We start from the raw sequence: 23,613 nt of genomic DNA on the forward strand, positions 1-23,613 counted from the left end.
TCCGGTAGCGGGGCAAACCCCGCTCGTGCTTTTGGTTGATGGCAAAGTTTTTGTGCATGCACACTGCGCAGTTCTGTGCGTCCACCACGCACATCTGCTTGCGTTGGGCGTCCTCATACACCCAGAGGTTGCCTCCACCATCAGTGAGGGATGTTGTGCGTCTGTCGGGAGAAATTCCCTGCCGTAATTGCACTTTTCACACGCAGGAGCTTCTGTTGCCGAAGCTCCAGTGTTATTGGCCCGAGAGCAGCATTACGTCATGGCGCGTGACCTTGTTTGAAGATCAAGAGTATTTTCAGCAGCCCAACAGATGCCAAACCTGGAACTGTTGCAAGTCCTTTCCTGACTGTAACGCAAAGCGGCCCTTTTCTTCCGGTCAGGTACCTGGGTACACTTCCGTCATGAAAAGGGCCGCTTTTTCTGTTTTTATAAAAATGTCAGCTGGAAGCAGCGCAGAGAAAAAACATACTGTTGTTCCGGCGCGATGCTATGGGCTGCCCGTCCGGCGCTATGCCGCACCCAAATCCCATGTATAGGGGACGGTGGGATCATTCTCGGACAGGCGCTGCCCTTCTGTCGGGTCGTGGGGAATATCCGCACAGTTGCAGATGAGGGCAGGCGTGCCGCCCATTGCCGCAAATCCGTACCATACGCCTGTGGGAATGCGCAGCAGTGCGTAGTTGTCCGGTCTGCCAAGGGCCAGTTCACACAAGACTCCCCGTGTAGGGGAATTCTCGCGGTCGTCATAGAGCACGATGCGCAGCAGACCAGAGGGAACGGCAAAATGCTGCACCTGACGGCAGTGGCGCTTCCACGCTTTGACGTGGCCGGGCAGAACTTCGGAGAAATATATTTCGCCGAAGCACTGGTGAAAGTCAGGCAACAGGGCGGAATCGGGACGCAGCATGTGCATCACCGGACCTCCGGGTGTGGGAATGACAGCCAGAGGTTGCATCAATGCGCCTTCAATGCCCACGTCTTGCGCAACAGTTTCCGTGACGGCCATTACTTTACCCACACCTGCCCGCGCTGCTCGGCGGCGTTAACGTATGCCGCAATCTGACCCAGCGTGAAGTCCAGCATGTTCTGCGGTTTTTTGCCGCCTTCACCCTGATAGAAGCAATGGTACCATTCCGCAGTGTAGCGGATGGTTTCTTCAAAGTTGAGGGTCGCCTTCCAGCCAAGATGGGCCAAAGCCTTGTCGCAGCAAAGCTTGAGCAGTGTGCATTCTTTCATGCCAGCCTGCCCGGCCTTGTCCATTTCGCTGTTGAATCCGGGCCAGTGCACGGCCAGGGCTTCCACCACTTCGGCCACGGTGTTGTTCACATCCGCTGCGGGGCCAAAGTTATATGCCTGCCCGCGCAGGTCAAAGGGGCTGTTCTGGCCCAGCAGAAGGCGCGCGCCCAGCCACAGGTAGCCCGAAAGGGGTTCCAGCACCAGCTGCCAGGGGCGGGTGGCCCAGGGGCTGCGAATCTGCACAGGCTGGCCTGCTGCCCAGGCACGGGCGCAGTCTGGCACAATACGGTCAAGCGCCCAGTCGCCCCCGCCGATGACGTTGCCTGCGCGTACGGTGGCGCAGGCCGGGCCGTCCTTGAAGAAACTTTCAAAGTAGGAGTGCGCGATGATTTCTGCGCAGCTTTTGGAAGCGGAGTAGGGGTCGTGCCCGCCAAGATGGTCGGTTTCGCGGTAGCCCCACACCCATTCGTCATTGCGATAGCACTTGTCTGAAGTAATCATGACCACTGCGCCCACGTCTGGGCAGACGCGCACGGCCTCCAGCATGTTGAGCGTGCCCATCATGTTGGCTTCAAACGTGAGAGCCGGATCGTCATAAGATTTGCGCACCAGAGCCTGGGCGGCAAGGTGAAAGACCGCATCCGGGCGGAACTGGCGCACGGCTCGCACAAGGGCGTCGCGGTCGCGAATGTCGCCACGCAGGTCGGCCTCAAGGTGTGCACCCAGATTCATTGCGCCGTAGTGTGAAGGTTCTGTGGGCACATCGTCGGAAAAACCGCCCACGACAGCGCCCATCTGGCTCAGCCATGCTGCCAGCCAGGAGCCTTTAAAGCCCGTGTGCCCGGTCACGAAGACCCGGCGCCCTTTATATGCGTTGGCAAACATGAATTTGCTCCTTCAGAAAAGGTTGCAGCGCGGCAAGGCGGCTGTTGGCGCGATAACGCACCGTTCCGCCTTGCCGCGCGTGACATCAAAGTGCGGGTTTACACCCAGAATGCGCGTCCGGAATCCCAAAGTTCATTGAGTTTTATGGAGTCGCGCAATGTGTCCATGCACTGCCACTGGCCGGGGTGCGGATACATTGAAAGCTGTCCTTCCGCCGCAAGCCGTTGCAGGGGTTCTTTTTCCAGATCGCAGCTTTCGTCTTCAGTAAGATAGTCGAGGAACTCACGTTTAAAGACAAAGAAGCCGCAGTTGATGTATTCGTCCAGCACAGGCTTTTCTTCCCATGAGAGAATCTTGCCCTGATCGTCGGTACGCACAGTGCCGAAGCGTGAGGGCATGCGCACTCCCGTAAAGGTGCCGATGGTGCCGGACTGCTTGTGGAATTCGATCAGCTTGTTCAGATCAATATCAGCCACGCCGTCACCATAAGTGACCATGAAACTGTCGGTGTCAATATACTTGGCCACGCGTTTGAGGCGGCCCCCCTTGAGGGTGTCTTCGCCAGTGTCGCACAGCGTAACGCGCCAATCTTCGATATGACTGGGATAGGTGGTGATGGCCCCGCTTTTCAGGTCCACAGTAAAATCCGTGTTACGGATGTTGTAGTCATGAAAATACTGCTTTATGACCTGGCCTTTGTAGCCCAGGGGCAGCACAAAGTCCTTGAAGCCGAAGCGGGCATAAATGGACATGATGTGCCACAGCACGGGCCGTCCACCGATCTCGACCATAGGCTTGGGTTTGACCGAGGTTTCCTCGCGCAAGCGCGTACCCTTGCCGCCACACATAATAATGACTTTCATGTAAATGCCTCCTGACGCTGCGCCTCAGGCCCAATGCCGTGCACAGCGCGTGGCAAATGTGTAGCAGAAGGCCGTGAGGAAAAAAAGCCCTGTAGCTGCCAAGTGCCCCCTTTGCATTAACGAACGTGAAGGGCTATAAGAAGGTTGCGTCGTTCCAGAACCACTACTGGCGCAGTCTGGCGCGCATCCGGAGCAATTTTATTTTAAAATTGTGCAGAGAACAGTGTAGCAGACGTTCGCCATAGAGGCGTAACCGACAGTTATTCATGGTTTTACTCACCGGAACTGGCGTGTTGAAAACGTTGCGAATGTAAATTCTCAAGGTTGAAATATTATAGATTTGCCAAGAGGTATGTATGAAATTGTCCAGTCGTCCTTCTCGTTATTTTTCAGTGCTGCTGATACTGGCGGCCCTGGTGGCAGCCTGCGTATCTTCCGGGCCGCAAAAAGCGCTCAATGGCATGGCCGAGGCTTTGAAAAAGAATGACAGCGCAGCGTTTCTGGCAGGCATGGATCTTAAAAGCTTTGCCAACAACGACATAAAAAATATGACCAAGGAAGAAGCGCCTCTGGGCCTTCTGGACAGCCTGGGCCGTTCACTGGGCATTGGTGGCGTAGACGAACTGCTGGGCAGCATTGTGGATATGGAAGCACGCCTGCACAGCCACTTCAACCGTGGCGTCAGCACAGGCGAACTTATGGCCCAATGCCGTCAGGCTGAAACTCCCAATTGCCCCTGGGTGCCGGAAAGCCTGAACAACGCCAATGTTACGGAAATCGGCTCTGACGCTGCCGTGGCCCAGATAACCACCCCGGCCCGCATGACAAGCTGGCTTGCCCTGCGCAAGATTGACGGCAAGTGGCTGGTGGTGGGACAGGCTGTTATGGAAAGCACGGCCCGCCAGTATGCTACCGAAAAAAGCGCTCCCGCTGCACCCGCTGCACCCGCTGTACCCAGCGAACCCAAGCCGCAACCCGCGCCGGAAAAGCCCGCTCCAGACCAGGATACTATGGCTGGAGATAATCAGAGCGTGACCAAAATCTAGGGGCTGTCTCTAAATAATTCTTTTGTCCAACTGGCTGCGTCAAAAAGCCTTTTTTACTCCAGTCGTGTACCGTGAAAGTACACTTCTTCCGTAAAAAAGGCTTTTTCCTTGCCCTTGGCGCAAAATCATTAATTTAGAAACAGCCCCTTTAGAGCATGTAAAAACTGAAAAATTTGAAAGTATTCAAGCAGTATAAACAGCACACAGTAGCGCGCCACAGCACCGGACAACCGGACGTGGATTCTGCCGAAAACGGTAGAATGACAACTTTGAAATGTAATGCATTTCAAAGTTGATCTGCTTTAATGCATAAAATGCAGAGAGGAGCCTCTTTTGTAAAAGAGGCTCCTCCCGCACAAGGAATGTAAAGTGAAAATGCTTTAGCCCGCTGCGAGGCAAGCGTTGCTCAGTTGAGGCAGTAGGGAATTTCTTCCACAATATTGGTGGCCTCGTGCAACAGACGCATTTCAAGCTCTTCCAGCAGTGCCTTGCAGCCGTCGCCCGTTTTGGCGGCAATGGGCAGGGCATGAGGAAAGGCGTCTGCGAGTTCCGCACGGGCGGGCGCTTCCAGCTGATCCCACTTGTTGAGAATGAGCAGGCGCGGCACCCGGTCAAGCTCCATCTCGGCCAAGATGGTTTCAACAGCGCTGATCTGCTGCAAAAGGTCGGGGTGCGATGCGTCAGCCACATGCAGAAGCAGCTGGGCTGCTTCCAGTTCCTCAAGCGTGGCGCGAAAAGCGTCCATGAGCTCCTTGGGCAGATTGCGGATAAACCCGACAGTGTCAGCCAGAATAAGCTCTTTTTCGGCAGGAAAACGCAGCCGCCGCGTGGTGGGATCAAGTGTGGCAAAAAGCTTGTTTTCCGCCAGTACTTCAGAGCGGGTGAGCGTGTTGAGCAGTGTTGACTTGCCCGCGTTGGTATAGCCCACAAGCGCCGCCAAAGGGATGCCCTGGCGTGAACGGCGCGCTCTGGTGAAAGAACGCTGCCTGCGTAACTGGTCGAGTTCTTTGCGGATGCGGGCCATTCTGTCGCGTATTTTGCGGCGGTCGGTCTCAAGCTTGGTTTCACCGGGGCCGCGTCCGCCAATGCCGCCCATAAGGCGGTCCATAGCGCGGTTTTTGCCCACAAGGCGCGGTTGGGTGTAGCGCAACTGGGCCAGCTCCACCTGCAATTTGCCTGCGCGGCTTACGGCGTGCTGGGCAAAAATATCAAGAATGAGCTGGGTGCGGTCTACAACCTTGCGTTCGGTGATGTCTGCCAGATTATGCAGTTGCGAAGGCGAAAGCTCGCCGTCAAAAATCAGCATGCCCGCACGGCCTTGCAGGGCCAGCACTTCAAGTTCCGCAACTTTGCCGCGGCCCATGATAAGACGCGGGTTCACCTGGGTTACGCGCTGCACCATCCGCCCGGCCACGGTCAGGCCAGCGGTGCGGGCCAGTTCTCCCAGTTCATCCAGATTGCGTTCCTGAATGATGCGGGGCAGGGCAGCTACGGAAACCAGCAGGGCACGCGGGGTGCCGTCAGCTTCCCTAGCGTCTTCAGCCCGGCGCGACAATTCTTCCTCCAGAGCTTCAGCCGTGTCTACCATTTGGGCCGTTGTGCGGTCCCATGGACGGGGTTGATCGAGCTGATAGGCCTGGCCGTTGACGCTTGAGGGCAAAAGATGCGCCGCCTGCCACTGCACAGGATCGCCCACGGGGTTGACCGTAAGGGCGACAACGGCGTCCAGCCGCAGGAAGAGCATATCCATAAGGTCTTCCTGACTGATGCCGCCGGGTGTCAGATGCGTGTGCAAAAGACGCAGACCGCGCAGGCGTTCATTGCCGCTGCGGCCTCTGGGCAGTTCAGGAATCATGATGCTGCCAGCCTCGCCCACAATGACCATTTGCACACGGCCCTTGCGGTCGATGAGCAGGCCTACCTGCCGTCCTATGGCGCGTGAAAGCAGCGCCAGTTCGCGCGCCTGCTCAACCGTATAAACGTCTTCCGCAGGAAACCGGCGGTTGAACAAACGGTTGAGGGCGGCAAGCTGGCTCGGTTTCAGCCCTTGTACGTTGCCTTCTGGTTTTGGAATGGTCGTCTCCTGACGGACGTATGTCTTTGGATATCCGGCGGGCCGGACCAGTTGATGCTGGCGGTTATAAAGCAGAAAAAACGGGGCGGCCAGGCCGCCCCGAAGAATGCCGGTTACGGACGAAGGTAGGACGTGATGAGCGCGTCGTAACGTGAAGTGGCCTCAAAGGCCCGTGACGCCATGATCTGGCGAAATTCCAGGCTCACGCCGTTTTCATGCGTACGCATTTCGTCCATCGCGGTGGGGTACCACTGGGGCGAAGGCAGCACAAGAACACTGTGGAAGTTCTTGGCAGCCGCCCGCAGCATACATGGCCCGCCGATGTCAATTTCCTCCACGGCTTCTTCAAGCGAGAGCTGACGCTCCACAGCGCCTGCAAAGTCGTAAAGGTTGACGCAAACCAGATCAAAGGGGCGAATGCCCTTTTCGGTCAGGGTCTGCATGTGGGATTCTTCGTCTTTGTTGGCCAAAATGCCTGCGTGAATCTTGGGGTGCAGGGTTTTTACCCGGCCACCGAGAACTTCGGGAAAGCCGGTTACCGTACTTACCGCGGTGACGGGCAAGCCCGCCGCCTCCAGCACTTTCTGGGTACCGCCGGTGGAAATAAGCTCCACACCACGGGTGGTCAGAAAGGTGGCAAATTCCACAAGGCCGCTTTTGTCCGTAACGCTCAATATGGCGCGGCGGATGGGCAAAATTTCCATGAAGCGACTCCTAAATTTCGATGGGTATATGCGCCGGAAAGCCCGGCGCTGCGTGATGCAACCCACCTTCATTACTACAGCAAAGCTTCTGTTTAGGCAATCAGCAACGCGCTCGACAGTTGTGGGCCTTGCAGGCAAAGGCCCGCGAGGCTATGCTGCAAGAGGAGGTTTTATGCTGCTCAAACTCGTATCTTGGAATGTTAACGGTTTGCGGGCTGTGTCCGCCAAGGCGGAATGGGACTGGTTCACGCAGACTGATGCGGATGTGGTTGCCCTGCAAGAGACCAAGGCGCACCCGGAGCAGCTGGACGAGACTGTGCGCGAGCCCGCCGGCTGGGAGTCATGCTGGTCGTCCAGTGTTGTAAAAAAAGGGTACTCCGGCGTGGCCGTGTACAGCCGCACGCCCTTTTTAAACAGCAGCGCAGAATTGCCGCAGCCTGAATTTCAGGGCGAAGGCCGCCTGCTGCATCTGGAATACCCGGCGTTTCATTTTTTCAATGGCTACTTTCCCAACGGCGGGGCCGAAGAGCTGGATGAAAACGGTAAACCCACGGGGGCATTCAAACGCGTGCCCTATAAGATGGGATACTTCGAAGCTTTTCTGGCTTATGCTGAAGAATGCCGCAAGACAAAACCCATTGTGGTTTGCGGCGACTTCAATATAGCGCATCGACCCATAGATTTGGCCCGGCCCAAGCCCAACGAAAAAAATACGGGTTTTCTGCCTGAAGAACGCGCCTTTCTGGACCGCTTTACAGCTATGGGCTATGTGGACACCTTTCGTCATGTACACGGCGACGCGCCTGAAAAATATTCGTGGTGGTCGTATAAGAGCCGCGCGCGTGAAAAGAATATTGGTTGGCGCATTGACTACTTTTTTGTCTCGCAGGAACTTGTGCCCGCCATTCGCGATGCCTGGATTGAAAACGACGTCTACGGCTCGGACCACTGCCCTGTTGGCCTGAGTCTGGAGGTATAGGCTTCGGCGAAGACGCCGCCCTGTGCGCCGCGCAGATTAGTGTTGGCGCACAACGGCATTTTCGGGATTGCCTGGCAGCCAGATATGCATCCCGCCCGCATGCCGTGTGCTTGTAGAGGCGGGTTGCTACAGACGGTGGGCCTGCGGCACGATGCGCTCTGCCCATCTGGATTCACTGCATACTTGTAATGAAAAACCGCCTTTGTCCTCTGCGTTGGAGCAGGGCCAAAGGCGGTTTTTGCATTTTATAAAAACAGAACAGGCCGTCAAAAAATGGACGGTTGCAATAATGCCAGATTGGAAAAACCGTGCGGCGAAAACTCACAAGGGATCTGCAATCCGTGTGGGCTCTGCCAGTGGGTTCAGCCGGGCATATCCGCCAATCAAAGCAGTCTTGGGGCAGATGAGCATTGAGAATATCCATCCTCAAAGCATGAAGCACGCCCATAGCGGCGTTTAACTGCGCAAATAATTCTAGTCGAGCAGGCCCAAGAGGCGCGCCACACGCTGCTCATTCAGGCCAGAGTGCGCCTGCATCATTTCCTGGCTGTGCTGGGCGGCTTCGTCTTCCACCTGAGCAAGCGCCTGGGTCATTTCTTCATTATTGAGCATATGCGGTGTTTCTGTAACTGGGGGCTCCAGTTCATGCGCGGCGGATGTGCTAGCCGCAGCTTCCGCTTTTTGCGCGGGCAGCATAGCGTTCACCCTTTCCTGAAATGTTGGAAACAGCGGCCCCATATCATTATTACGAAAACGGAATTCCAGTTCCACTGGCTTTCTCCTTATGCTTGGCGCTTCCAGTGCTGCTTTGGCAGTAAGGAAGGCAGTAGGCGGCAAAATTGACCATATAAGGTCTTGCGCTATTGATAAGCAAAAAACATGCCTTGCGGCTGACGCGGAACTGCCGGTATCGGAGGCTCGTGGGCTTGCGTTTGTCTGTGAGAAGATGAATGGACAGCGTTATGGGGCAGTAGCATTGCATTGCTGCACGCTGGTCTGCCCATGGGGGCGGTTTTGCCTGTAAACAGGGAGCTGGTGCATAGCTGGCAGGGAAATGCGTATGCACGCCAGACGTTCAGCAAAAGGGGGGCGAGGGTGAAGTAGTCCCTTACAGGGTGAATAAAGTATTGCTGGCAAGCAGTCATAAAAAAGCCCGAAGGCATTGCCTTCGGGCTTTTGTGATCTGATTGTGAGGAAATCAGCAGTTGGCCTTGAGCTCTTCCAGAAAGCCCTCAGGCACGTCAAAACCCAGTTTTTGGGCTGTTTCCGCCGCTTCCTTGGCCTTGGCGTGTTCGCCCTGGTCAAAGTAGGCCAGCGCCAGATTGTTCCAGGCAGGAGCAAAGGCGGGTTCTTTTTTAATGATGGCCAGGCACTGTTCTTCACAGGCCTTGAAGTTGCCCTTCATGAAGTAGGCCGTGGCCAGCGCGTTTTGCGCCTGCACAAAGTTGGGGTCCCACTTGAGTGCCTTGTTCAGGGCTGTAATGGCCTTGTCGGGCTCGCCGCGCTGCAAATGCACAAAGGCAATGTTGCTCCAGGGCACAGGGAACTTCGCGCGGCAGTTGGCGGCTTCTTCGTTATAGCGCAGGCAGCCTTCAAGGTCGCCGCGCTCAAGGCAGATGCCCCCAAGCTGCACATAGGCTTCCGCCAGGTGCGGAGAATTACGCACGGCATTCAGAAAAGCCTCTTCAGCGGCAACAAAATCGCGTTTGGTCAGAAGGGCCAGGCCCAGGTTGTAATAATGGTTGGCGCACTGCTCATTCTCGGCAATTTCGGCCTTGAGGTCCGCAATGTATTCGTCCAGGTCGTTGTAGCGAGCTTTCATTGGATATGCCCCTCTTTTTTCAAAAGATCATAGTACCAGCGGCAAAAGTCGAAAATGCCCATGTATTTTTCGTCTTTATTGATGACGCCCAGAGCGCATTCCATAGCGCCCTTGCTGTAAGCCTTGCCGTATGGGCCTTTTTTGGCCGCATCGTGCAAAAATTCGTTAATAAGCTGCTGTGTTGTGCGTTTGGAGATGTCCGTGCGCAGGTCAAGAGGGTCGTTGGGCTTCTGGAAAGGGTCCCAGTTATCGTAGCCCAGACGGTCCACAAATTTCCGGCGGCGCGGATTCATGCGGTCATAAATCTCGCGTTTGAGCTTTTCCTGCTCATCGTTGAGTTCTTGCGGCGTGCCGTCCCGAAAGACGGTGGCTGGTATGCTGCCGTACATGCCGTGCTCCTTGCTGTGCGAAAAAACGTCTATGGCGCGAATTTTGGCGTCAATCGCCGCGCGCGGCAACCGCGTTCGCTCGCACGGGCGATTGCGGCTGTGACTGCCTGTGGCTGCTCTAGGCTTTTTCCTTCTTGGCGGGGCCAATGCCCAGATACGCCTCATCGTAGCGGGTCAGCAGAGCCATGGACAGAGGCACATAAACCTCGTGCAGTTCCTTGAAGCGCGAATTCACGGCTGTGGCGATTTCTTTGCTCAGATCTTCAAGTTTGATCTGCATTTTGTCCATATGCACAGTGGGGTAGGGCTTGCCTTTTTCAAAAGCAGAAAATCCGCAGACGTGACCCTGGCCGCCGATAGCGGTGGGGACGCCATAAAGCCTGCATGTAATGGGGCGGGCTTCGTACAAAAGGCATTTGTCATCATCGCCAAGCAAAGGGCAGCGCATTTTGACCTTGGCGGCGACAGCCATGATTTCTCCGGGGTTTTCGCCGTCTTTTTCCGCCCGGTAAAGTTCGCGCTTGAGGCGGGTGGTGTGGCGGTCCAGTTCCGAGGCGCGTTCCAGAATGGCCGAGCGTTCAGGCCCGTAGCCAAAGCGGTCTTCAAAGGCCTTGTGGATATACATGGCCTCGATCAGGGAAAGATCGAACATGGCGTGACAACAGTCGCTACAGCCTTCCTTGCAGGTCACGCACTGAGGACAGGCTTCCCGAACCCGGTCAAACAGGGTATCGGCCTCGGCCCGCAGATTTTCATAGCGGGCAAAAATGGCGGTCAGATCAGGGATCATGGTCATCCTGTGGCTGTGCGGAAGGCGTGTACGGGCCGTCCGGCAGGTGTGCGGCGGGGCGAAGACAAGGGTTCGCCATGTGTTTGCGGGTGTTCCGGTATTGCCTAAATCAGGCTCTCAGGGCCTGTGTGGCCGTATGAGGTCTTTTTCAAGGGGGATCAGGCAGGCATATGCCACGCCGGATGTTTTCCGCATTCCGCTTGGTATGTAAGTGCCGCCTGGCGCGCGTGCGTCGGGCGGCACAACACTCAGTCTGTGAGTGAGCCAGTGGAAAGCCTTTCGGCTTTCCACCATTGCCTAGTTTTCTTCAATGGCAATGGCGCTGACTTCACAGACTTCGACACAGGATTCACAGCCGAGGCATTCTTCGGGGCTCACGGCTTCGGACTTGCCGTCTTTGATTTCGTAAACTTCAACGGGGCAAACGTCTACACATTCGCCACAGCCGATGCACTTGTCCACGTCAACATTCACATTGTAACCCATGATGTCCTCCCAATAGGTTGTCTTGCTTGATTGTACAAGCGGGTAAAAATAGCTTGTGCAATTGGATAGCTTTAGCCTATCCCCCTGTCAAGTGTCCTTTGAGCTATACCTGAAAAGCCGCGTCGTGGGCTGATTTACGGGTATATTACTTGTGATGGACGCAAAGACAGGCATTATAGGCCCCCTTGTGGAAACATGCCACAAAAGGGGGTAATTTAGTCCGTCAGGGAATGAGACGCGCGTAATAGGCCTTGCCATTACGCGTTACTTGTAAAAGAACCTGCCCTGCCATGCGCTCTCGCCTGAACGCTTGCAGAAGGTCTTCCACTTTGTTTACGGGATTTGCGCCTACAGCGGTGATAAGATCTCCCTTGCGCAGAAAAGGCGAAGGCCCTTGCGCGTTGACGCTGCTGATTACTATTCCACGGCCTGTTTGCGCAGCGCTGAATCCCCACCGTTTTTCCATAAGTGCCCGCGCGTTTTCATCTGTAAAAAGCGCCGGAGCCAGGTCCACTGTGACAGGCGCGCCATCCCTGCGCAGACTCAGGCGAAGCTTCGCGTCCGGGGTCTGGTTACGCAGAATGTCGAGGTAATCACGCCTGTCACGCACGGGCGTTGTGTTGATGCTGTCCAGAATGTCACCGGGGCGTATGTTGGCCTTGTCAGCCGGGGTGCCGGGAAAAATCGTATTCACCAGCACACCGCGGGCGTCTTTAAGGCCCAGGGCCATAGCGGTCTGCACGTCTACATCCTGCACGTCCAGACCAAGCCATAGCGGAGCGACCTTGCCGCTGTCCATAAGGTCTGCCATGACGCGTCTGGCCTTGTTGGCGGGTATGGCAAAGCCAATGCCTTCGGCGCGGGCATCCACCGCAGTGTTGATTCCTATAAGAGCGCCTTCAAGATTCAGCAAGGGGCCGCCGCTGTTGCCAGGGTTAATGGCCGCGTCAGTCTGAATGAGGTCGGTAAACGCGTTGTTACGGTTGCGTATGGTCCGGCCCAGAGCCGAAACCACGCCCGTGGTCACTGTATGGCTGAAGCCAAAGGGGTTGCCGATAGCAATGACCGTTTCGGCAGGAAGCACATCGTCTGAATCACCAAGGCGTACCGAGGGCAAATCCTGCGCTCCCTTGATCTCCAGCACCGCTATGTCAAAATCGGGGTCGGCTCCGCGCACGGAGGCTGAAAATTCGCGGCCATCCAAAAGGCGTACCGTAACTTCCTCGCCGCCCGCTATAACATGGGCGTTGGTGAGCACAAGACCTTTTTTGCCGTCAACAATAACTCCGGTCCCGAGGCTTTCTCGTTTCTGGGTGCGCGGTGAAGCGCCGCCAAAACCCGGCCCCATGCCGAAACCCGGCCCGAAAAACTGCTCAAGGGGTGAAAGATACTGCCCCTGTATTATGTGTGTGCTGGTGATATTGACCACCGCCGGGGCCACCGTTTGAACTGCGCGAACCACCGGGGTTATTCGCGGGCTGCCTTCTTGCGGGGCCGCGCCTGCGGACGGCGGGGCAAGAGCTATCAGGCCGCTGGAAAGAAATGTCAGCAGCGTCCAGTAAAGAGCCCACGCGACTGTGCGATTGATACCGCAAAAATGCCGCTGGCCGCACATTGTGCGGACCCTGTGGGGGACTTGAGCGTATATGGTTGCGAGTGTTTGCGTCATTGGCGAATTTCCTCGGTCTTCCTCTGCCCGTCATAATAAGCACCCTCGGGCAATCGTAAAGGGCTGGCCGACATATTCCCTGTTGCTGGCAACGCGCGCCCTTGCGCACAGCGGGGGGAAAGGCTAGAAAAAAATCATGAACGACAACACTTCACAACTCCATTCGGCAGCATCGTCACTTGAGCGTATTTTTCCTGATCTGAGCATAGAGCCTTTGCGTCAGCAGGATATGGACACGGCCCAGGTTCACTTGGACAACCTCACCAAACCCAAGGGCAGCCTGGGCAGACTTGAAGATCTGGCCCGCAGGCTTTACGCCATGCGTGAAGGGCAGTTGCCCCTGCGGGTAAGCCCGGCGCTCATGCTGACCGTTGCGGGCGATCACGGCGTGGCGGCTCAGGGTGTTTCTCCCTTTCCGCAAGCTGTAACGCGCCAGATGGTACAGAATTTTTTTGAAGGCGGCGCGGCCATCAACGTGTTGTGCCGCAGTACGGGCATGGATTTGCGCGTGGTGGACGCCGGGTGTGCTGGCGGCCCCTTTGAAGCGCATCCCATTTTGCTGGAATGCCGCCTTGGCGACGGCACGGCAGACATGACCTTTGGCCCGGCCATGAGTGTGGAAACCTGCCTTAAAGGCTTGCGAGCCGGAGTCAAGCTGGCGCACGACGCTGCAGATAAAGGTTATCAATGTCTTGGCGTGGGAGAAATGGGCATTGCCAACTCCACAGCGGGCACGGCCCTTTACTGCGCGTTGCTGGATCTTGACCCGGATGTGATGGCCGGGCCGGGTGCTGGTTCTGATCAGGCTATGGTGCGGCATAAGGCCCAGATTGTGCGGCGTGCTCTGGCAGCCAATGAGGGCGCTGTACGCAGCGGCGATGCCGTGGAAATTCTGGCGGCTCTTGGCGGCCATGAAATCGCGGTCATGAGCGGCATTATGCTGGGCGCGGCCTCGCGGCGTTTGCCTGTGCTGGTGGACGGCTTTATTTGCAGCGCGGCCTATGTGGCGGCTTTGCGCATATGCCCCGTGTTGGCTGATTATGCTGTTTTGTCTCACGCTTCTGCAGAGCTGGGGCACGGCCGTGCCCTTGCCCGTTTGCAACAGGCGACCCCCGAGCAGCGGCCCCTGCTGCATCTGGACATGCGGCTGGGCGAAGGCACAGGCGGGGCTGTAGCCTATGGCCTGTTGCGCTGCGCCGCCGACATTTATAATGACATGGCTACCTTTGGTGCTGCCGGGGTAGCGGAACAGACATGCTGACCGTGTCCGACAGCGTTAACGCGCCTGAGCGTCCTGCAAGTGAAAGAGCAGAGGGCCGCCATGCGGCCCCTTTGCTCGAACTGCGGGATGTGTCGCGGCGGTTTGCTGTCAAACGCGGGCTTTTTTCAGAGCAGCGCTCCCTCACAGCTGTAGACGCCGTAAGCCTTCGCCTTTTTTCTGGTGAAAGCCTTGGCCTTGTTGGTGAATCGGGCTGCGGCAAGTCAACCTTGGGGCGCTTGGCCTGCGGTCTGCTTGCTCCGTCTGAAGGGCAGGTGCTGCTTGATGGCAAAAGCCTGCCCCCTGCCGGGGCAAACAGCTGGGCCGCCGGGCAGATTCAGATGGTTTTTCAGGACCCTTTTTCTTCTCTCAACCCGCGCCTTTCTGTGCGGGCCTCCATTGCCGAACCCTTGGCCGCCCGCAACCTGCCGCGCTCTGAACGGCACAAATTGGCCGAAGAAATGCTTGCCACTGTTGGGCTTGAAGGTATGGGAGGGCGGTATCCCCACGAATTTTCCGGCGGCCAGCGTCAGCGTATTGCCGTGGCCCGCGCCCTTATTACCCGGCCAAAGGTTGTTGTTTGCGACGAACCCGTATCCGCGTTGGACGCTTCGGTTCAAGCGCAGATTCTCAATCTTCTGCGGGACGTGCAGGAGCATTTTGGCCCGGCCTATCTCTTCATTTCGCACGATCTTGCGGTGGTGGGTTTTTTGTGTAGACACATTGTGGTTATGTACCTTGGACAGGTGGTGGAGGAGGCTCCTTCAGAACAGCTTTTCGCCGGGGCTGCCCATCCCTATACGCAGGCGCTTATGGCTGCCATGCCCTCGGGCGAGGGGGGCGGGCATCTTGCTGCGCCGCTGGAAGGCGAATTGCCAAGCCCTCTGGACCCGCCGCACGGCTGCCGCTTCCATCCCCGGTGCCCCAAGGCTCAGGATGTCTGCCGCCGCGAGGCTCCGGCATGGAAAGAGCTTGCCCCGAACTGGCGTGTTCGCTGCTGGATGGCCTGATAACCACCCGGCAGCACAAGATTAAATGCGCGCATATATTATGATTTGCCAATAGATTCAGCGGATTGACTGGATTTTACAAGCAGGCTGCCTGAAACGCGGCCTGTTTTTTTATGTGCGTCGCCGGGTGGGGAGGCTTTTCATCGGGCTTGAGATTTTATCCTGTGCCAGGAGATTACAGTTTGTGCATAGGGTAATCCGTTGCCGAGAGAACCTAACCTGATATGAGGATAGATTGCCTTTGCGAATAGAGAACCGCAACGTTTACGACGCGCTCGTTACGGCGTTTGATCGCGTAAATAAATAGCCGTAAGTCTTCATCCGTAGCTTCGCGGCAACCGTTGCCACAAGGGCTTACGGATGGCGACAGCGATTGCATGGAAAAAACAGGGTTGTTACACATGCTGTCTTTAGGCGCAGTTTCCTTCGTCACAACGCGTAAAGCCTGCATCGCAACGGTTAAAGCTGCGCTTACGCCTCCACGGCGGCCGTTTGCCCACGCCGTGGGCAAAGTATTTTTCAATGCAAAGTTGCTCTAGTTGCCAGGCAAAGCGCAACCATCAGGCCCGCAAAGAGTCGCAGCATCCTTTTGTTGCTCACAATCGGTGCTGGCAGTGTTGCTGTTCCAGGCCTTGTTCAGAGCGCTGAGAAAAATATCCGTTGAAAGCGCGCCAGAGTAATTGAGGCAGCCATTCAGCACAAAGAAGGGAATGCCGCGCCCGCCGTGTTCTCGCATGACTTCTTCATCCGCCAGAACGGCGTCGCGGTACTGATCTCCATTGAGAACATCGTCAACGCTTGCAGGGTCGAGTCCAACTTCTCGCGCCAGCACGCGCAGAACGTCGGGGTCGTGAATAGCTTGTTCTTCGCACATGGCCGCGCGAAACAGCCTGCGAAAAAGCGTTGTGTCCTGCTGTGTTTTTTGCGCCAGTTTGACCAGCCGATGCCCGTCCATTGTGTCGCACGACCACGAACCCGCCAGCCGATATGACAGACCCGCTTCAGTTCCCAGTTTTTCCAGCCTGTCGATAGCTGCTGCAATTTCGTCCGGCAGCAGGGCGCGTTTTTCGCGCAGAACCTCCGGGACAAGGGCGGGAACAGAATCAGGCCGCAACCTGAAAGAGCGGATTGCAACATCTACTTCTTTGCTGTGCGGGAAGGCCTGTAGCGCATCCAGAAATTTTCGCTCACCAATGCCGCACCAGGGGCAGATGAAGTCTGTCCAAAGCTCCACATGAATCTTGCCCGGTTTGTTCAGAGTTGTGTCGGTTGTCATAAAAAATCCCTTTTGATGCTGTAGTTACTGGATTGCTCAGTGCAAACCAGCCGAGCGAATATACGTGATGTTGTGACAGATAAAACTCTTGCAGGAAATGTTATCTGTTTATTGTAAAATTATTTTTTGCAGAAGTATTTATGTACGCGCATGGTTGTGTGTCTGTTTTTATTTTATGTCAAGACTATGCTGACGTACACATGGTGTGAAGTATTTCTCATGATTGCGATGATACATGATTTATAAATTGATATTGATGAAATACATGGTTCACACATGGCGCAAATATGGTGTTCAGTAACAGAACATGCGTTCTGCTACGTCGCTGTACTGCCAACAGGAAATTATTGTTTTTGCTACGCTCGGCAGAAGGGCGACCATCTGAAAAAACGACAACCCGTTGGTACATAAAAGCAAAATGCAAGTCAGCAATTTTATCCAAGATGGAGAGCAGCCAATTATGTACTGATACACAAAGGCAGCAAGCCTGAAATATAGATTTGAGACGGGAGGGGCAATGCCACGCAATCTTTTTATGAGCCAGATATATGCATTCTTGACAGTACTTCTTTGGTCGTCAGCTTATGTTTTTACAAAAATTGCGCTGGGGAGCTTTTCCTTTGCTTCTTTGGCCTTGCTGCGTTGCGGGGTAGCTTCGCTGTGCCTTGGCGCCGTTCTTGCGGTCAGAAGAAAGCCTTTTCCCGGTCTGACATCCTTGCCCTGGTTTGCTGTGTCCGGGGCTACAGGTTTTGCCTTGTACATACTTGTTTTCAATATGGGGTCTGCCTCGCTGAATCCCACAACAAGCTGCGTAATCATTTCAACATCGCCCATTATCACGGCGCTGTTGGCGCAGCTTTTTTTCAAGGAAAGTCTTGGGCCACTGCGGTGGGTTGCGTTGGCTTTGGCGTTTTGCGGAATTCTTGTCATGTCCCTCTGGGACGGAAGCTTTTCCGTATCTGAAGGGACAGTCTGGATGCTGGCAGCCGCGTTTTGCATAAGCGCCTACAATATCATGCAGCGTTTGCTCGCCAAGCGTTTTGAACCATTGACCATTACTGCCTACAGTTTTTTTGCAGGAACTCTGCTTCTTGCCCCTTTTACGCCCGGGGCGGTTGAACAGCTTGGCGCCGCGTCAGCGTCGCATCTATGGCTGGTAATTTTTCTCGGGGCGTGCCCGAGCGCCCTTGCCTATGTGTTGTGGGCAAAAGCTCTTTCCCTCGCGCCAACTACGGGCAATGTGTCCAATTATATGTTTATGACGCCATTTCTGGCTCTTTTGCTGGAATATGGCGTCACAAACAGCCTGCCTGGATTCGCGACCTTTGCGGGAGGAGGTATTATTATGGCAAGCTTGGGTGTTTTTATATGGGCAAGCCGGAGGACGTAAGTTTTGTGGGCGAAGGCTGCGCGGCGTCAGCTGTCCAGCATGAAGCAGGATTGCCTGTAGGCGTGCGGGGTGACGCCAATGCTGCGGTTGAACCATCTGGTGAGATGGCTTTGATCGCAAAAACCTGCTGCAACGGCGGCATCGGCAATGGAACTGCCGGAAGTAAGAAGTTTTTTTGCCTTTCGTATGCGGCTTTGAGCAATGTACTGGTGGGGCGTCAGGCCAGTTTCCTTTTTGAATTTGTGGATGAAGTGAAATCGGCTTAAAGGCAGATCCATTTCTGCTGGTATATGCCCGGCGCTCCAGCGGTCCCACTCTTGCAGAATCTTCGGTGGCGCGATGTCCGGATTGCCCATTGCTGCGGTGGTTTCATAAATAGTATCAATGGCTGCAAGCATCTCCGGCACATCCTGGGCGTGCAGCAACTGCCGCTCCATAAGCAGGCGGGCATGTTTCAGACAACTGGAGGCAAGGCATGATCGGCGCATTTCGCTAAAGTGGTTTTTGTTAATGCAAAGGGAAACGATGTCGAACCTGTCGGTGTACTGTGGGCTATGAGCTTCATGCGGGGCGACAATGTAGACGCTGCCTGCGGGATAGATATTTGTGGAATCGCGCCGGATGAGCCGCACAATGCCGCTGCGGACAACTAATTGTATAGACTGAAACATGAGTGTGCATCGGGTAGCACAGTGCATTGCCAGACGTGAAGACGAATTCAAGGCCCTCCTGCCGGGCGATATGAAAGAGAAGTTCAGCCCTGTTCATTATGGAAGTATGTAGGATGGGGCAAGGCATGTAAAGGATGGCGGGCAGGGGAGTCAGGACATTATGAAAAATCGGTTCTCAGGCACGCCTGAAAACCGATTTTATCTCTTATTATAGCAAATTGACGAAATTTTTATCCGCCTTTGCGCTCCATTTCTGCCCCGCGCGCGTCAGCGGCCAACACTGCGTCAACCAGAAGGCCAGTGAGCCCGGCACGGTCCAGCACATTGACTCCGGCGATGGTCAACCCGCCGGGGGAGCACACGTTGTCACGCAACTGCCCGAGGGGCGAGGCGTCTTCTTGCGCCATACGCGCCGATCCGGCAAACAGGGCCGTGACCATCTGCCTTGACTGGGCATGGGTGAAACCCAGGGTCACTCCAGACTGCACAAGGCCCTGCATCATTGCAAAAACATAGGCCGGGCCCGCGCCTATAAGGGCGGAAAAGGCCGTGAACTTCTCTTCAGGAAGCTCAACGCATTGCCCAAGCTTGCCAAACATCTGTAAAAGACTCTGCTTGCAGTCGTGGGACAGCTTCGGATCTTCAAGGCAGAGGGCGAAAACTCCCATGCCTACCAGAGCCGGAGTGTTGGGCATGCAGCGTACAACCGGGCAAATTGCATCAGCCCATTGGGCAAGGTTGTGAAGGCTTATGCCTGCAGCTACGGACACAAGCACCTTGTCTTTATTGAGGGCAGGGCGCAGCTCCTTCACCACCTCTTGCATCTGGTACGGCTTGACGGCAAGTACAATGATGTCTGCATTTTCAGCAACAGCAAGGGGGCTTGGCATAACCTGCACCCCTGCTTCTTCAAGGGGACGCATGCGCGAGGCTGTGCGGTTGTAGCCGCACAGCGCGTAAGCGTCGGCCTGATCTCTGTTCTGTTCTGCATTGCGGGCCAGCCCAGCCAGAATGGCTCCGCCCATATTGCCACAGCCCACACAGCCTATGCGCATTGTCATAGCTTACTCCGAAATTTCCAGGCCACTGAAGAAGTAGCCAATTTCAAAGGCAGCGGTTTCCTGAGCGTCAGAACCGTGTACGGCGTTGGCTTCAAGGCTTTGGCCGTATTTGGCGCGCAGGGTGCCGGGTTCGGCCTGAGCGGGGTTGGTGGCGCCCATGAGGGCACGCCAGCGGGGTACGGCGTCTTCACCGCGCAAAACCACGCAGACCACAGGGCCCGAGGACATGTAATCCGTCAGGCTGTCGAAGAAAGGGCGGTCGCGATGAACGGCGTAAAAGCCCGCGGCCTGATCCTTGGACAGATGCAACCTTTTTAGGGCCACAATCTTGAGCCCGGCCGCTTCCATAGCCGCCAGTATTTCACCGGTAAACAGGCTTGAAACGGCATCGGGTTTGATAATGGCAAAGGTGGATTGCATCATGACACTCTCCTTAATCTGTATATGACAAAGGCGGGGCGCCGCATACGCCCCGACGCGCCCCTTGCGGCGCGCTGCCCGTCCGGTGCGGCTCCCCATCGGAGCCAGCGGCGGGCAAATCTGCACAACAACTGCACGGGCAATTGCTGTGTGAAACTGGTCTGAAAATTCTGCCGCGCGCTCGTGAGTTTTCCGTATGTTCTCGCGTGCTCGCGTATGCTCGGTATTCTCTGGCATTCTCTGATATTCTCAGGTATGTCCAGTCCGGCGGCGGCGAATATGCCTCGCCTGTTGGGCAACCTTACTGCGTTGCAGTTTTCAACGCTGCGGCAGTTCTTTCCTGCGCGTCTTTCTGCGCAAGGTGCCAGACAAGCCGACGCAGGGGCACCAGGGCAACCTGTGCCTTGTCCTGCCATGTGCGCAGTGCGTGCAGCGTTTCATCATACGGATGGCCTATGGCAACGGCGTAACCCTTGGTGCGGGCCTTTGCCGCCGCATGGTCCAGAGCTTCCAGAATCGCGAGGGTCTGCCTGCGCGTATCAAGAAAAACGTCGCGTGTGGCGCTCACCATACCCAGACTATGGGCCTGCTGGCCCAGGTGCGAGTCTGGCGTGGTGAGGCTGTCCAGCACAAAAAAGCCCATACCTTCAAGCCATGCGCACAAAAGGCGGCAGGAATCCGCATTGCTTGTAAAGGCCGAACCCATATGGTTGTTCAGGCCAATGGCCGATGGCAGTACCGAAAGATTGTCTTTCAGGGCGGCCCGAAGCTGGCCGGGCTGCATGCCTGTCCACAAGGCCCCTTGTCCCGGCTGCGGGCGTTTGCCGTCTGCCCGGGGCAGCGGTTCCATTGGCACATGGGCCATGACGTCGAGCCGCCGTTGCGCCGCCAGATCAGCCGTGGCCTGCGCGTGCGGCGCATGCGGCCATATGGCCAGAGTAACCGGATAAGGCAGCGCCGCCAAGGATTCAGCCGCGTTCAGGCTTTGCCCCATATCATCAATAACCAGCACAAGGGCCGGGTTGGGCAAAGGCCTTGCCAGGTCTGCCAGCTGGGCCTCGCGCCCGGGAAAAATAAACCGGTGCGTCAGGTGGCCATTGTCAAAAATATCCAGATGGCCCGCGTCTGTCCATGCAAGCCGGATTTTTCCGTCGGTCAGATCTGCCAGTTTCATTAGGTTTGGCAGGCCCGCCCGGCCCGCCAGTTCCGTTGAGCGAAGCGCCGTGTCGGTCAGGGGAAAACGTGTGCCGTGTTCAAATCCAGCGCCTTGCCCACGCCGAGCGGCTTCGGCAAGCGCTTCTGTTGCCGGGAGATTTTCGCTCGCGATCTTCTTTCTTTCCGCCAGAACCGCGGCGCTTGGCGGAACAAGCTTGTCCAGCAGCCCCAGACCAAGGCGCAAGGGCGCGCAGGGACCAGTGACGGTGTAGACGCGCACCATCGGAGTTTCTTGCGCACCGTCATTGGCAGCCGGAGCGGGGTGGCCGATCACCCCTTGCGCAGCTCCAGCAGGCTGCGCCTGTTCTGTCCTGCCGCCCAAAGCCCCCGCATCGCCGGGAGCTTCTGTAAAAACTGAAGAAGTCAGTTCACGCTGCCAGCGGGCCGTGGGCAGGGTTTGCGGTAAAACCGCTTCAACAAGGCGGTCCAGAGCTTCCAGCCGGGCCTGCGCGGCGGCTTCGTTTTCTGCCGCTGTTGCCCGATTTGCCGGATTTGCCAGGCCATCAGGCCGCGCTTGCGCGGACTCGCCAGCCTTGGCACGGTGCGGGGCGGAAAAGGGCAGTGGCTCATTGCGGCCAACCCACAGGGCTAAAATCAAACTGGCCACCAGCCAGAGCCCCCCGCCCAGGGCCATGCATACAGACGCGGAAAGCCTCCCGCCCGGCCGCGATGGACCAGTCTGGAGGCTTTCCTTATGTTTATTATGGTGCATGTGCTGCTGTGTGATGCTTCAGGGCCTCAGTCTGCCTTGATTTCACGCATCTTGGGAAGATTCTTCACCATCTGCAGACCCATACGCAACTGGTTGTCGCGTGCAAGCTGTTCCTGCGCGTCGTTGGCTGCGTTCTTGCCCTTGGCCGCTTTCTTGTCCTGCTTGGTTTCAAGATGGCGGTTCAGGTCCTGTTCACGCAGCATCATGCGCGGATTATCCTTGTCATCGGTACGGGGAGCCTCAAAGGGTATTTCAAGGTCAGGCACAATACCCTCGGCTTGAATGGAACTGCCGTTGGGCGTGTAGTAGAGGGCCACCGTAAGCTTGAGGCCGGAGCCGTCAGCCAGGGGAATGATATTCTGTACTGAGCCCTTGCCGAAGGAGCGCTCGCCCACGATAAGGGCGCGCTTCTGGTCGCGCAGGGCGCCAGCCACAATTTCGGAGGCCGAGGCCGAGCCAGCGTTGATGAGCACAACCATAGGAACTCGCACATCATCGCCCTGCTTTTTGGCAGAGTACACACGCTCGGTATTTTCGCGGCGGCCCTTGATGGAAACGATGGTTCCCTTGTCAAGAAAGGCGTCAGACACGCTGACAGCCTGATCCAGCAGCCCGCCGGGGTTGTTGCGCAGGTCAAGCACAATGCCCTTGATGCCGCCATTGGCCTTGCTTTCTTTTTCCGCAGCCTTGAGGGCTTCTTTCAGCTCATCGGTGGTACGTTCGGAAAAGCGTGTGAGCCGTATCCAGTAGTACCCGTCTTCAAGTTTTTTTGACTTGACGCTGATAAGGGGAATGGCATCACGCGTGATGTGCACGGTTTGCGGATTTTTGGAATCGTGGTGCAGGATGACGAGTTCAACTTCCGATCCCTTGGGGCCGCGAATGCGTGAAACCACTTCCTGAAGCGAAAGCTCCTGGGCTGGCTGGCCGTTGATGGACAGGATAATGTCGCCAGGTTGCAGGCCTGCACGGAAGGCAGGGGTGTCTTCAATGGGCGTTACCACGGTAATCTGGCCGTTTTCCTGCGAAATCTCTATGCCAACACCAAAGAATTCGCCGGAGGTTGTCTCCTGCATTTCTTTGTATTCATCGGTGTTCATGAAGGTAGAGTGCGGGTCAAGCCCTTGAAGCATGCCCTTGACAGCGCCATTGATAAGATCGCCCTGGGACACATCGCGAACATAGTAACGCTCCACCAGATCAAGAACCTGGCTGAAGCGCTTGAGGGCGTCGAATTTACTGGTAGCTTCTTTGGGTTGTTCCTTGGCATCGGCGCTGTGCGCAACGCCGGGGCAAATCAGGGCGGCACCGAAAAGCAGCGTGAATCCTAATACATATGAACGAAAAAGAAGACGCATATTGACGTTCTCCACATAGACTGTATGGACGGAAGGGGCACCGCAACATGGCGGCCCACGGCGCATAAAAAATAGGGGCGCGCCCCCGTAACACTGAACCGGGGCAGAGAGCCCAAGCCTGTGTACATCAGTCCATATTGAACTTTTTTAAGGGAAAAGGCAAACCAAAAGGCGTGCATTGCTACATGCCAGATCCACCATTCATCAATGAATAAATACTAATGAATCAGGTAGGATAGGGTCTGCAGCCTTGGGGCGGCGTGGGGCTGTAACGCCGCGCGAGAATAACTCGTCTGGTT

At 56.2% G+C, this 23,613-nt stretch carries 22 protein-coding genes; 5 read left to right on the forward strand and 17 right to left on the reverse strand.

All coding sequences use genetic code 11. The features are described from left to right. Positions 1-508 precede the first annotated feature (508 nt). The 3 genes from HNQ38_RS03200 to rfbF form a co-directional block, all read right to left on the reverse strand. Entirely contained in the window at positions 509-1,006 is a 498-nt protein-coding gene (locus tag HNQ38_RS03200; RefSeq protein ID WP_183717981.1) for a dTDP-4-dehydrorhamnose 3,5-epimerase family protein, read from the reverse strand. Continuing rightward, a complete protein-coding gene (gene rfbG / locus HNQ38_RS03205) occupies positions 1,006-2,121 on the reverse strand; it encodes a CDP-glucose 4,6-dehydratase (protein ID WP_183717982.1) in 1,116 nt (371 codons plus the stop codon). The genes HNQ38_RS03200 and rfbG overlap by 1 nt, the downstream gene beginning before the upstream one ends. A gap of 98 nt (positions 2,122-2,219) precedes the next feature. Further along, a complete protein-coding gene (rfbF, locus tag HNQ38_RS03210) occupies positions 2,220-2,984 on the reverse strand; it encodes a glucose-1-phosphate cytidylyltransferase (RefSeq protein WP_183717983.1) in 765 nt (254 codons plus the stop codon). A gap of 356 nt (positions 2,985-3,340) precedes the next feature. Between rfbF and HNQ38_RS03215 the strand changes: the two genes are divergently transcribed. Continuing rightward, positions 3,341-4,030 (forward strand): hypothetical protein, encoded by a 690-nt coding sequence (locus HNQ38_RS03215; protein ID WP_183717984.1) that lies wholly within the window; start codon positions 3,341-3,343, stop codon positions 4,028-4,030. Between the two features lie 406 nt (positions 4,031-4,436). Here the strand turns inward: HNQ38_RS03215 and hflX are convergent, their stop codons facing one another. Together hflX and HNQ38_RS03225 are read right to left on the reverse strand one after the other, a co-directional pair. After that, positions 4,437-6,104: a GTPase HflX gene (hflX, locus tag HNQ38_RS03220; RefSeq protein WP_183718354.1), complete on the reverse strand. Its 1,668-nt coding sequence runs from the start codon at positions 6,102-6,104 to the stop codon at positions 4,437-4,439. A gap of 113 nt (positions 6,105-6,217) precedes the next feature. Further along, the gene (locus HNQ38_RS03225; RefSeq protein ID WP_183717985.1) at positions 6,218-6,808 is read right to left on the reverse strand and encodes an IMP cyclohydrolase; all 591 of its coding nucleotides are present in this window, start codon (positions 6,806-6,808) and stop codon (positions 6,218-6,220) included. Positions 6,809-6,980: 172 nt separating this feature from the next. On the opposite strand from HNQ38_RS03225, the gene HNQ38_RS03230 reads away from it, so the two are divergent. Next, complete coding sequence (locus HNQ38_RS03230) at positions 6,981-7,787, forward strand: exodeoxyribonuclease III (RefSeq protein WP_183717986.1); 807 nt, start codon at positions 6,981-6,983, stop codon at positions 7,785-7,787. Between the two features lie 474 nt (positions 7,788-8,261). On the opposite strand, the gene HNQ38_RS03235 is transcribed toward HNQ38_RS03230, so the two are convergent. The 6 genes from HNQ38_RS03235 to HNQ38_RS03260 form a co-directional block, all read right to left on the reverse strand. Continuing rightward, positions 8,262-8,558 carry a pseudouridine synthase gene (locus HNQ38_RS03235; protein ID WP_183717987.1) on the reverse strand — a complete coding sequence of 99 codons (297 nt, stop codon included), beginning with the start codon at positions 8,556-8,558 and terminating at the stop codon, positions 8,262-8,264. A gap of 427 nt (positions 8,559-8,985) precedes the next feature. Beyond that, the gene (locus tag HNQ38_RS03240; RefSeq protein WP_183717988.1) at positions 8,986-9,609 is read right to left on the reverse strand and encodes a tetratricopeptide repeat protein; all 624 of its coding nucleotides are present in this window, start codon (positions 9,607-9,609) and stop codon (positions 8,986-8,988) included. Beyond that, complete coding sequence (locus HNQ38_RS03245; protein ID WP_183717989.1) at positions 9,606-9,998, reverse strand: hypothetical protein; 393 nt, start codon at positions 9,996-9,998, stop codon at positions 9,606-9,608. Before HNQ38_RS03245 ends, HNQ38_RS03240 begins: the two co-directional genes overlap by 4 nt. Positions 9,999-10,116: 118 nt before the next feature. Beyond that, positions 10,117-10,788 carry a YkgJ family cysteine cluster protein gene (locus tag HNQ38_RS03250; RefSeq protein ID WP_183717990.1) on the reverse strand — a complete coding sequence of 224 codons (672 nt, stop codon included), beginning with the start codon at positions 10,786-10,788 and terminating at the stop codon, positions 10,117-10,119. Between the two features lie 297 nt (positions 10,789-11,085). Beyond that, entirely contained in the window at positions 11,086-11,274 is a 189-nt protein-coding gene (locus HNQ38_RS03255; RefSeq protein WP_183717991.1) for a ferredoxin, read from the reverse strand. A 223-nt stretch (positions 11,275-11,497) separates the two neighbouring features. Continuing rightward, positions 11,498-12,943, reverse strand: coding sequence for a trypsin-like peptidase domain-containing protein (locus tag HNQ38_RS03260; RefSeq protein ID WP_183717992.1), 1,446 nt, complete (start codon positions 12,941-12,943; stop codon positions 11,498-11,500). 136 nt (positions 12,944-13,079) lie between these two features. On the opposite strand from HNQ38_RS03260, the gene cobT reads away from it, so the two are divergent. Together cobT and HNQ38_RS03270 are read left to right on the forward strand one after the other, a co-directional pair. Continuing rightward, entirely contained in the window at positions 13,080-14,204 is a 1,125-nt protein-coding gene (gene cobT, locus HNQ38_RS03265; RefSeq protein WP_183717993.1) for a nicotinate-nucleotide--dimethylbenzimidazole phosphoribosyltransferase, read from the forward strand. Beyond that, entirely contained in the window at positions 14,198-15,211 is a 1,014-nt protein-coding gene (locus tag HNQ38_RS03270; RefSeq protein WP_183717994.1) for an ABC transporter ATP-binding protein, read from the forward strand. Before cobT ends, HNQ38_RS03270 begins: the two co-directional genes overlap by 7 nt. Before the next feature lie 535 nt (positions 15,212-15,746). Here the strand turns inward: HNQ38_RS03270 and HNQ38_RS03275 are convergent. Beyond that, complete coding sequence (locus HNQ38_RS03275; protein WP_183717995.1) at positions 15,747-16,487, reverse strand: DsbA family oxidoreductase; 741 nt, start codon at positions 16,485-16,487, stop codon at positions 15,747-15,749. Between the two features lie 517 nt (positions 16,488-17,004). On the opposite strand from HNQ38_RS03275, the gene HNQ38_RS03280 reads away from it, so the two are divergent. Further along, positions 17,005-17,877, forward strand: coding sequence for a DMT family transporter (locus HNQ38_RS03280; protein ID WP_246387970.1), 873 nt, complete (start codon positions 17,005-17,007; stop codon positions 17,875-17,877). A 26-nt stretch (positions 17,878-17,903) separates the two neighbouring features. Here the strand turns inward: HNQ38_RS03280 and HNQ38_RS03285 are convergent, their stop codons facing one another. From HNQ38_RS03285 to HNQ38_RS03305, 5 genes are all read right to left on the reverse strand, one after another. Beyond that, positions 17,904-18,548, reverse strand: coding sequence for a helix-turn-helix transcriptional regulator (locus HNQ38_RS03285; protein WP_221277794.1), 645 nt, complete (start codon positions 18,546-18,548; stop codon positions 17,904-17,906). A gap of 230 nt (positions 18,549-18,778) precedes the next feature. After that, positions 18,779-19,609 (reverse strand): pyrroline-5-carboxylate reductase, encoded by an 831-nt coding sequence (gene proC / locus HNQ38_RS03290; protein ID WP_183717996.1) that lies wholly within the window; start codon positions 19,607-19,609, stop codon positions 18,779-18,781. A gap of 3 nt (positions 19,610-19,612) precedes the next feature. Continuing rightward, the gene (gene ndk, locus HNQ38_RS03295; RefSeq protein ID WP_183717997.1) at positions 19,613-20,032 is read right to left on the reverse strand and encodes a nucleoside-diphosphate kinase; all 420 of its coding nucleotides are present in this window, start codon (positions 20,030-20,032) and stop codon (positions 19,613-19,615) included. A 298-nt stretch (positions 20,033-20,330) separates the two neighbouring features. Then, positions 20,331-21,842 carry a divergent polysaccharide deacetylase family protein gene (locus HNQ38_RS03300; protein WP_246387971.1) on the reverse strand — a complete coding sequence of 504 codons (1,512 nt, stop codon included), beginning with the start codon at positions 21,840-21,842 and terminating at the stop codon, positions 20,331-20,333. A 140-nt stretch (positions 21,843-21,982) separates the two neighbouring features. Further along, positions 21,983-23,314: a S41 family peptidase gene (locus HNQ38_RS03305; protein WP_183717998.1), complete on the reverse strand. Its 1,332-nt coding sequence runs from the start codon at positions 23,312-23,314 to the stop codon at positions 21,983-21,985. Positions 23,315-23,613: the final 299 nt, after the last annotated feature.

The organism is Desulfovibrio intestinalis, from assembly GCF_014202345.1.
GTDB classification, from domain to species: Bacteria; Desulfobacterota; Desulfovibrionia; order Desulfovibrionales; family Desulfovibrionaceae; genus Desulfovibrio; species Desulfovibrio intestinalis.